A 9,175-nucleotide genomic window follows, 5' to 3' on the forward strand; every position below is an offset into this window, starting at 1 on the left:
AGCCGATTCGGGAGCCGTTCATGGCCGGGCCATCGAAGCCGCCGTACTACGTCACGACGCCGATCTACTATGTGAACGACGTGCCCCATGTGGGGCATGCCTACTGCACGCTTGCCTGCGACGTCCTGGCTCGCTTCATGCGCCTCGACGGCCACGAGGTGAAGTTCCTGACCGGTACCGACGAGCACGGCCAGAAGAACGAGAAGGCGGCCGAGCAGGCCGGCGTCTCGCCGCAGCAGCACGTCGACCGGGTCAGCGAGAACTTCCGCAACCTGGCCCGCAACATGAACTACTCGAACGACGACTTCATCCGCACCACGGAGGAGCGCCACAAGCGCGCCTGCCAGGCGCTCTGGCGCAAGCTGAGGGACAACGGTGAGATCTACCTGGGCAGCTACTCGGGCTGGTACGCCGTGCGCGACGAGGCCTATTACGGCGAGGAAGAGCTGGAAGAGGTCGACGGTAAGAAGGTCGCCAAGGCGTCGGGCGCGGAGGTCGAGTGGGTCGAGGAGCCCTCCTACTTCTTCAGGCTGTCGGCATGGCAGGACCGGCTGCTGGCCTTCTACGAGGAGAACCCGACCTTCATTCAGCCGGATACCCGGCGCAACGAGATGATCTCCTTCGTCAAGGGCGGCCTGAACGACCTTTCGGTCAGCCGGACCACCTTCAAGTGGGGCGTGCCGGTGCCGGACGACCCGGACCACGTCATGTATGTCTGGATCGACGCGCTGACCAACTACATCACGGCGGTCGGCTATCCAGACGTCGAAAGCGACGATTTCTCAAAGTACTGGCCGGCCGACCTTCACATGGTGGGCAAGGACATTCTGCGCTTCCACGCGGTCTATTGGCCGGCCTTTCTGATGGGCGCGGGCATCGCGCCGCCCAAGCGGGTCTTCGGCCACGGCTGGCTGATGAACAAGGGCCAGAAGATGTCCAAGTCGCTCGGCAACGTCGAGAGCGCCGAGGACCTGGCGGAGCGCTACGGGCTCGACCAGGTGCGCTACTACCTGCTGCGCGAGATCCCCTTCGGTGCCGACGGCTACATCGGCCACGAGTCCATGGTCGGGCGGATCAACAGCGATCTGGCCAACGACTTCGGCAACCTGGCCCAGCGTGTGCTCTCGATGATCGCCAAGAACTGCGATGCCCAGGTGCCGCAGCCCGGGCCGCTCGATCCGGCCGACGAGGCGCTGCTCGGGCGGGCGAGGGGGCTCGTGGTGCGCCTGCGCGAGGCCTACGCGGACCAGGCCTTCCACAAGGCCCTGGAAGCCACCTGGGACGTGGTCGGCGCGGCCAACCGCTATATCGACGAGCTGGCGCCCTGGGCCCTGCGCAAGACCGATCCCGACCGCATGGCCGCGGTGCTCTACGTCCTGGCCGAGACGATCCGGCATTTGGCGATCGTGACCCAGCCGGTCATGCCGGACTCCATGGCCAAGATGCTCGACCAGCTGGCGGTGCCCGGAGATCGGCGAGACTTCGCGTCGCTCGACAACCAGCTCCTGCCCGGCACGCCGCTGCCCAAGCCCGAGGGCGTCTTCCCGCGCCACGTCGAGGAAGAGGCGGCGGAATGAGCCTGGTCGATTCCCACTGCCACCTCGACTACCTGGCGAAGGACGGCGACCTCGAGACGGTGGTCGCGCGCGCTCGGGAGGCCGGGGTCGGCACCATGGTCACGATCTGCACCAAGCTCTCGGAGTTTGACGTGGTCCGGGCGATCGCCGAACGCTTCGACGGCGTCTTCTGCTCGGTCGGGGTGCATCCCCACGAGGCGAAGGAGGAGGGGCAGGGGGCACCCGACCGGCTGATCGAGCTGGCCGCGGACCCCAAGGTGGTCGGGATCGGCGAGACCGGTCTCGACTTCTACTACGAGCACTCGCCGCGGGCCGAGCAGGAGGCGAGCTTCCGGGCCCATATCGCCGCGTCGCGTGAAACCGGCCTGCCGTTGATCGTGCACAGCCGCGATGCCGACGAGGACACGATCCGCGTGCTGAGGGAAGAGCACGCGGCGGGCGCTTTTCCGGGGGTGATCCACTGCTTCACCGCCGGTCCGAACCTCGCCGAGGCGGCGCTCGACCTGGGCTTCTACATCTCGGTCGCGGGGATCGTCACCTTCAAGAAGGCCGACGAGCTGCGCGAGACCCTGGCCGCGGTGCCGCTGGAGCGGCTGCTGGTCGAGACCGACTCGCCCTACCTCGCCCCGGCGCCACATCGGGGCAAGCGCAACGAGCCCGCCTTCGTCGGCCACACGGCCGCCAAGCTCGCCGAGCTCAAGGGTGTCGGCGCCGGAGAGCTGGCCGCGGCGACGACCCGGAACTTCGAGGCGCTGTTCGCGAAGGCCGCGGGCCCGGCATGAGGGTCACGGTTCTGGGCTGCGGCGGTTCGGGCGGCGTGCCTCTGGCCGGGCGCGAGCCCGGCGGCTACTGGGGCGCCTGCGACCCTTCGAACCCGAAAAATCGCCGCCGCCGCGTCTCGATCCTGGTCGAGGAAGGCGACACCGCGGTCCTGATCGACACCTCGCCGGATCTGCGCGCCCAGATCCTCGACGCCGGGATCACCAGACTGGACGCCGTGCTCTACACCCACGCCCACGGCGACCATTGCCACGGTCTCGACGACCTGCGCTGGCTGTCTTACCACGAGGGCGCGCCAATTGACGCCTTCATGGACGTGAAGACCCGGACCCGCCTGACCGAGCGCTTCGGCTATGCCTTCGCCTCGAGCGCCGATCCCGAGAGCCTCTACCGTCCGATCATGACCGACCGGGTGATCGACGGGGCCTTCACGGTCGGCTCCCTGGAGGTCCGGCCCTTCGTCCAGGGCCACGGACCCCACGAGACGACCCTCGGCTTTCGCTTGGGTCCGGTCGCCTACTCGACCGACGTGGTCGCGCTCGACGAGGCCGCCTTCGCCGCGCTCGAGGGCGTGGAGCTGTGGATCGTCGACTGCCTGAGGGACGAGCCCCACCCGACCCACGCCCACACGGCGCTGACCTTCTCCTGGATCGAGCGCGTCAAGCCGGCGCGGGCCGTGCTGACCCACATGAACCACCAGGTCGACTACGCCACCCTGGCCGCGCGCTGCCCGCCCGGCGTCGAGCCGGGCTACGACGGCATGGTCCTGGAGCTTTAGGTCGCACGCTGGTGGGGCGGGCAGGGCGATCCTGCCGCCGCCGGGCTTCAGCAGCTGCCCTCGCAGGGCGTCTCCGGCGGAAAGAACCTGGGCTCCCGGCGCCGCGGCTCGGGATTAACACCTTCATCCTCCGCTTCCGGCTTGTCGAAGACCTGCTCGGCCCAAGACGGCCCCCTGACCAGGCCCGAGAAAGCCACGAGCGAAAGGATCTCCGATGCTCTGCGTACCTGCATCACGACCTCCCAATATTCCCCATACCCCGCCCGTGAGGAACACGGGCAACCCGATAGTCTCGGTTAACAAGAGGTAAATATTAAGGAAGTTAACCGTGAACGGCAACGAGTCAAAAGTCGGCTATTCGGTCCCCCGAGAGCCGCTTCGACCTGAGATGGGCAGCGCTATTGATCGAGCCAGAAAGTATCGGGCCGGTAGATGCCGAACTGGGCCCCGGGATCCCAGTTGAACAGCGCCTCCTCCGGCACGTTGCGCAGCTGGTCCGACACCACCACGGGCTGCGGGATCTGGGCAACGAGCCCGATCGTGTAGACCTGCTCGGCGTGGATCTTCAGCATCTTGTGCCAGACCGCTTCCTGTTCTGCGCGCGACCTGGCGTTCCGCCACTGGTCGTAGAGCGCCATCAGCTCTTTCGGCTCGGCCATGTCGACCGGCTCGCCCGCCTTGCCGCTGGTCTCGTGGTACTGGCCCCATTTCGGCCAGTGATAGCTGTGCTGATGGATCGGCGCGAACTCCTCCGGGCTCATCTGGGCCGACGGCACCGCGTTCTCGTAGCCGAACCACATGGTGATCAGGGTCTCGCCGGCAAACACCCGGTTGCGCAGCATCTCGCGCTGGGACGGCCGGCTGTAGAGCTTGATCCCGACCTGGAGCCAGGAATCGTGGATCAACTCCAGAAGGTCGACCTCCTCGGTGTTCTCGCCGGCGGTCTCGACAACGATCTCCATGGGCCGCCCGTCGGGCAGCAGGCGCAGTCCGTCGCCGTTGCGCTCGGTCAGGCCCATCTCGTCGAGCAGGGCGTTGGCCTTGTCGGGGTCGAACTCGGCGTAGGAGCCCCGGTAGTTCGGCTTGTAGAGGGCGCTGCCCGGCAGGATCGACTGGTTGCCCTCGAGACCGAGGCCGAAATAGATCACCTGGTTGAGCTCGTGCCGGTCGGTCGCGAGCGACAGCGCGCGGCGGAAGCGGACGTCGCGCACCACCTCGCGCCAGACCGGATCGTTGACGTTGAGGTTGGGATAGAGCGCGACCGCGGAACCCCGCACCGTGCGCCACAAGTGCACGTGGTAGCCGCTGCGCTTTTCGGCCGCCTTCAGGAAGGTGTAGTCGCTGAAGGAGAGCCCCCGGGCCTGGAGGTCGCTGTCGCCGGAGCCGGTCTTGGCCGGGATCAGCGCACCGCCCGCGACCTGGAGGATCACCTTGTCTATGTAGGGCAGTTGCTGACCCTTCTGGTCGACCCGATGATAGAAGGGGTTGCGCACCGCCACGAAGCGCTGGGACGGCGGGGCCGTGGTGTTGACCCAGGGCTGCAGGGTCGGCAGGTCGGGGTTGTTGAAGCGGTACTGGCGGGCGTTGCGGCGGTAGAGCGCCGCCCAGTTGCGCGCCTTCGAGGCCTTCAGCTTGGCGGCCAGCGCCTCTTCCTCGGCGAAATCGCCATGGAACTGCTTCAGATAGTGGGCCGGCTGATGGATGAAGAGCGGCCGCGCGCCGGCCAGCGCGATCAGGAAGAAGGGATTGGGCTTGGACCAGGTGTAGCGAACGGTCACCTCGTTCGGCGTTTCCACCTCGGGCGGCTCGCCGTCGACCAGGAGCACCCGGGGCGGCCCGGTCGGCGACAGCGCCTCGTTGTTGGCGACGTGATCCCAGTAGAAGCGGAAGTCCGCCGATGTGAAGGGCTCGCCGTCTGACCAGCGGTGGCCCTTGCGCAGGGTGAAGATGAAATCGCGGCCGTCGCGCACCTCGACCCGGGTGAGGATGTCGGGCACCAGTTCAAGGTTCGCGTCGTAGCCGACCAGCCTGGCGTAGCCGTAGACCGACAGGAGGCGTGTGTCCTTGCTCCGCCCGATCAGCATCTTCAACTCACCGCCGGGGCGCCCGGGACCGTCGGGAAGGGCGGTGAAGTGGGGCTCGCGGGGCAGGCGGGCCGATACCGGGGGCAGGGCGCGCGCCGAGACCTGCTCGGCGAAAAAGGGCGTCTCGCGCAGCTGGAGGTCGGTGGGTGCCGCCGGAGATTCGTAGACCTCGACCGCGGCGCCGGCGACCTGCGTCAGGGCCAGCAGAACGGCCACGGCGGCCAGTCCCGGAAAGCCGATCCGGCGAATCCTATTTGGCACCAAGTGACGGACTCCCTGCTTTTCCCGGCGCGCGTTACCGCCGCGGCCCGTTGCTCCTTGCCCCCACACGGGCCTTAGTCAAACAGCTTTACGAGCGTAAGACCAGAGCCCGGGCTGTAGCGCGTCATCGGCGCCAAGTCCGGGAGTATGAAATATAATTTAATCAATGACTTAACCCGTTTTCTTGCGGTCATGTCGAGCGTGGCTTCGTAGACCTTGCCGTTGCGCACCCAGGAAAGCTCGGCCGCTTCAGGCAGGCTCTCGTCGAAGATCATGGCGAGGCTGGGCAGCGGCGGGTGGCCCGTGGCGTAGAGGTTCATGGCCGGGAAGTTGTCATCGAACAGCAGATGACGGAATCCGCGCTCCTGGGCCTCGAGCACGCGGCGGCCCTGATCCATGTGGTCGTCGAAGAAGGCCAGGGACCGGCGGCCCGTCACGGCGATCTCGACCTCGGTCCAGTCGCCGGCGTGATAGCGCGCTCCGGGGTCGCGGTAGACCAGGTTGCCGAGTTCCGGATCGAAACAGTGGATCTCGGCCTCGGGACAGGCCCGGCGCAGCAGCCAGGTCGAGTGGCCCTTGAACACGCCGCTCTCGACGATGACCTCGAGCTGCAGCACGGACGCCACGACGAAGAGCCAGAGGCTGTCGTTGAAGCCGCTGCCGCCCTTGTTGTCCTCGACCGGCCGTTCATCGTAGAGCGCGTAGAAGGCCGTGACGGCGTTTCGGGCGCGTTCGGCGGCCTCTGGACGAACCTCGGCCAAGGCGCCGGCAACCAGCGACCCGACGGCCTCGATCTGTCGCGCTTCCATGTCCGCGCTCAGCATGCGGTGACGGCCGAGCGAATCGCGACCGACGATCCTGATGGCGTTCCCGGGTTTGCTTCCTTGCGCGCGGTCCATGAGGCATCTGTGTAGGTGAGGCCGTCGTGTTCGGCAAACCCAAGTTCCAGCGGTCGCAAGGACCGCGTTCCGACCGCGGGGCTCTCTCTGAGCCATCCGACAATATTTCTCATAATATATATTATACGCGAACTGGAGCGGCCTGGGGCAGGCGCTCCTTCAGCCCTTCTCCGGGTCTGAGCCTTCTCGTTCCTTGCGCCGGCGGCGAACCTCGCGGCGGTAGCCGCCGGCCTTGTCGTCGCTCTCGCCGCGCAGCCTGACCGCCTTGGAGAGGTCTTCCCATTCCCGCGATGTGAAGTGCTCCAGGCCCTCGAGCACCTCGAAGTCGTTGAGCGCCTTGTCGTCCAGGGCCTCGCGGGGAATCGCCTGTAGCTGGAACAGCGGCTGGCCTCTCTGCAGGCGCACGGGATAGCCCGTCTGGTAGAGCCTGAGGTTGGCGAAGATCGGCCCGAACCACCAGTCGGTCTCGACGATTCCTTCGAGCACCTCGTAGCCCGCCTTGCCCGGCAGGTTGGCCGGCGCGCGCACCAGGCTGACCCAGCCCTCGCGCGTGCGCGCCATGCAGCCGGTCCAGAGCTGAATGATTCCGGGCTCCCGGATGGCGATGAGGAAAGGAAAAGGATTGGGCGCCGACCCGTCCTGGGGCGCCGCGGCCTGGTAATGTTCCGGGAAGCCGGGCACGGCCGCGGTCTCCAGGACGCGCCAACGCTGTTCGCCGCGGGGCCGCCAGACGATGGCGGTGCCGTCCCACATCAGAGAGAAGTCGATCGGCGGATAGAGGTACCAGCCGAAGCCGGAGGCCGCGATGAAGGGCTCGCAGAACTGGTGGGCGCGCAGCGGGATCGAGCCGAGTAGGGTCGGATCCGCGCGCCGCGGCGCGGGCGCGCCGGGGATGACCTGATGGAACTTGATCAGCGGATCGCTCAAGGTTGCGGTTCCTCCCTGCCCTTCGGTCCACTTAACGCGCATCGGTCCCTTGCATCAAGGGTCCGGCTTGCCGGGCGGCGCGGCATCTGTATTCTCCCGGCCATCATGAGCGCCCTGACCTGCCCCAAGACCGCCCTGCTGATCGAGGTGATGGCGCGGCTGCGCGATCCGGAAAGCGGCTGTCCCTGGGACATCGAGCAGAGCTTCGAGACCATTGCGCCCTACACCATCGAAGAGGCCTACGAGGTGGCCGACGCGATCGCCCGCGCCGACATGCCGGCGCTGCGCGAGGAGCTCGGCGACCTGCTGCTGCAGGTGGTCTACCACGCGCGCATGGCCGAGGAGGCCGGCGCCTTCGATTTCGAGGCCGTGGCCGCGACGATCGCCGACAAGATGATCCGCCGCCACCCCCACGTCTTCGGCGACGACGAGGTCGGATCGGCCGCCGCGCAGACCGCGAACTGGGAAGAGGCCAAAGCGAAGGAACGCGACGGCAAGGCCGCGGCCGAAGGCCGTGCGGCCAGCGTGCTCGACGGGGTCGCCCTCGCCCTGCCCGCCCTGACCCGCGCCGAAAAGCTGCAGAAGCGCGCCGCCAGGGTCGGCTTCGACTGGCCAGAGGCGGCTCAGGTCTTTGCCAAGATCGACGAAGAACTCTCTGAAGTTAAAAAGGAAATAGAGAACGGCTCGGACGCCGGGCGGCTGACCGACGAGGTCGGCGACCTGCTCTTCGCCGTGGCCAACCTGGCGCGTCACCTGGGCATCGACCCCGAAGAGGCGCTGCGCGGCACCAACCGCAAGTTCGAAGGCCGCTTCCAGCAGGTCGAGGCGACCTTTCCCGAGGGCCTGAAGGACGTCCCGCTCGAGGCGATGGAAGAGGCCTGGCAGGCCACGAAGAAGACCGACGGCGGCTAAGGCAACGCTGGCTGGGCCCGGATTGCGCGGCCATCTGCGGACGATCCACGCCCCGGCCGCCCGAGCTTCCCCCGCTAGTCTTTCGGCAGGAACACGCTGGCGCGCAGGCCGCCCTCCGGGCTGTTCTCCAGGGTAAGCTCGCCGCCGTGGGCGCGGACGATGGAGCGGGCGATCGCCAGCCCCAGTCCGATCCCGCCGGTTTCGCGGCTGCGGGATTCCTCGAGCCGGACAAAGGGGGCGAAGACCTTTTCGATCTCCGCCTCCGGGATGCCGGGGCCGTCGTCCTCGATCCGGATCCTGTGGCCCTCGGGCGCAGACTCGAGCGAGACCCCTGCCCGCTCGCCGTAGGTGAAGGCGTTCTCGATCAGGTTCCTGAGTGCGCGCTTCAGGCCGGTCGGACGGCAGGCATAGGGGGTCTTGCCCGCGCCCGAGAAGGTGACGGGCTTGCCCATGTCGGCGAAGTCGGCGCAGAGGCTCTCGACGAGCGCGGCCAGATCGACCGGCCGGGTCGCCTCCTCGGAGGCCTCCTCGCGGGCGAAGGCCAGGGTCGCCTCGGTCATGCGCTGCATTTCCTCTAGTGTGTCCAGGAGCTTCTCCCGGGTCTCCGGGTCGTCCACCAGCTCCGCACGCAGACGCAGCGACGTGATCGGCGTGCGCAGGTCGTGGCTGATCGCCGCCAGCAGCGTAGTGCGGTCACGGATGAAGCGGGAAAGACGTTCCTGCATCTGATTGAAGGCCGCGGTGCTCTGCCGGATCTCGCGAGGACCGGTCTCCGGCAGGGGATCCACGGACTCGCCGCGGCCAAGACGCTCGGCGGCCAGGGACAGCGCGGTCAGTGGACGGGTGATCCGACGCAGCATGAGGATGACGACGACCAGGATCACGCCGGCCATCAGCACCATGGAGAGTATGCTCGGCCAGGCCCAGCGTATGGCCCGCGGGCGAAGCCTGGTCACC

Annotated in this window: 9 protein-coding genes; 4 read left to right on the forward strand and 5 right to left on the reverse strand. The window is 67.5% G+C overall.

The window, feature by feature from the left end; genetic code table 11:
* Positions 1 to 20: 20 nt before the first annotated feature.
* From metG to QNJ67_15395, 3 genes are read left to right on the forward strand one after another with little or no spacing between them, the layout of a single operon-like run.
* On the forward strand, positions 21 to 1,577 hold the full coding sequence (metG, locus tag QNJ67_15385; GenBank protein MDJ0610358.1) for a methionine--tRNA ligase: 1,557 nt from the start codon (positions 21 to 23) through the stop codon (positions 1,575 to 1,577).
* A complete protein-coding gene (locus QNJ67_15390) occupies positions 1,574 to 2,359 on the forward strand; it encodes a TatD family hydrolase (GenBank protein MDJ0610359.1) in 786 nt (261 codons plus the stop codon). The genes metG and QNJ67_15390 overlap by 4 nt, the downstream gene beginning before the upstream one ends.
* The gene (locus QNJ67_15395) at positions 2,356 to 3,135 is read left to right on the forward strand and encodes an MBL fold metallo-hydrolase (GenBank protein MDJ0610360.1); all 780 of its coding nucleotides are present in this window, start codon (positions 2,356 to 2,358) and stop codon (positions 3,133 to 3,135) included. The genes QNJ67_15390 and QNJ67_15395 overlap by 4 nt, the downstream gene beginning before the upstream one ends.
* Before the next feature lie 47 nt (positions 3,136 to 3,182).
* Here QNJ67_15395 and QNJ67_15400 read toward each other — a convergent pair whose 3' ends face one another.
* The 4 genes from QNJ67_15400 to QNJ67_15415 all read right to left on the reverse strand — a co-directional run bounded on the left by QNJ67_15400 (position 3,183) and on the right by QNJ67_15415 (position 7,306).
* Positions 3,183 to 3,368, reverse strand: a complete 186-nt coding sequence (locus QNJ67_15400; protein MDJ0610361.1) for a hypothetical protein — start codon at positions 3,366 to 3,368, stop codon at positions 3,183 to 3,185.
* A 165-nt stretch (positions 3,369 to 3,533) separates the two neighbouring features.
* Positions 3,534 to 5,480, reverse strand: a complete 1,947-nt coding sequence (locus tag QNJ67_15405; GenBank protein ID MDJ0610362.1) for an ABC transporter substrate-binding protein — start codon at positions 5,478 to 5,480, stop codon at positions 3,534 to 3,536.
* A gap of 74 nt (positions 5,481 to 5,554) precedes the next feature.
* A complete protein-coding gene (locus tag QNJ67_15410) occupies positions 5,555 to 6,289 on the reverse strand; it encodes a hypothetical protein (protein MDJ0610363.1) in 735 nt (244 codons plus the stop codon).
* 249 nt (positions 6,290 to 6,538) lie between these two features.
* Entirely contained in the window at positions 6,539 to 7,306 is a 768-nt protein-coding gene (locus tag QNJ67_15415; protein MDJ0610364.1) for a DUF6065 family protein, read from the reverse strand.
* Between the two features lie 105 nt (positions 7,307 to 7,411).
* Here QNJ67_15415 and mazG point away from each other — a divergent pair, with 105 nt between their 5' ends.
* The gene (gene mazG, locus QNJ67_15420; GenBank protein MDJ0610365.1) at positions 7,412 to 8,218 is read left to right on the forward strand and encodes a nucleoside triphosphate pyrophosphohydrolase; all 807 of its coding nucleotides are present in this window, start codon (positions 7,412 to 7,414) and stop codon (positions 8,216 to 8,218) included.
* Positions 8,219 to 8,292: 74 nt separating this feature from the next.
* Here mazG and QNJ67_15425 read toward each other — a convergent pair.
* The coding region (locus tag QNJ67_15425) for an ATP-binding protein (GenBank protein MDJ0610366.1) at positions 8,293 to 9,175 on the reverse strand (883 nt) is incomplete at its 5' end.

Source organism: Kiloniellales bacterium, assembly GCA_030064845.1.
Lineage (GTDB): Bacteria > Pseudomonadota > Alphaproteobacteria > Kiloniellales > JAKSDN01 > JASJEC01.

Bases quoted from the DNA above. Each gene is read 5' to 3' on its own strand.
- mazG (MDJ0610365.1), top strand. From the start codon at position 7,412: ATGAGCGCCCTGACCTGCCCCAAGACCGCCCTGCTGATCGAGGTGATG.
- metG (MDJ0610358.1), top strand. From the start codon at position 21: ATGGCCGGGCCATCGAAGCCGCCGTACTACGTCACGACGCCGATCTAC.
- QNJ67_15390 (MDJ0610359.1), top strand. From the start codon at position 1,574: ATGAGCCTGGTCGATTCCCACTGCCACCTCGACTACCTGGCGAAGGAC.
- QNJ67_15395 (MDJ0610360.1), top strand. From the start codon at position 2,356: ATGAGGGTCACGGTTCTGGGCTGCGGCGGTTCGGGCGGCGTGCCTCTG.
- QNJ67_15400 (MDJ0610361.1), bottom strand. From the start codon at position 3,368: ATGCAGGTACGCAGAGCATCGGAGATCCTTTCGCTCGTGGCTTTCTCG.
- QNJ67_15410 (MDJ0610363.1), bottom strand. From the start codon at position 6,289: ATGGAAGCGCGACAGATCGAGGCCGTCGGGTCGCTGGTTGCCGGCGCC.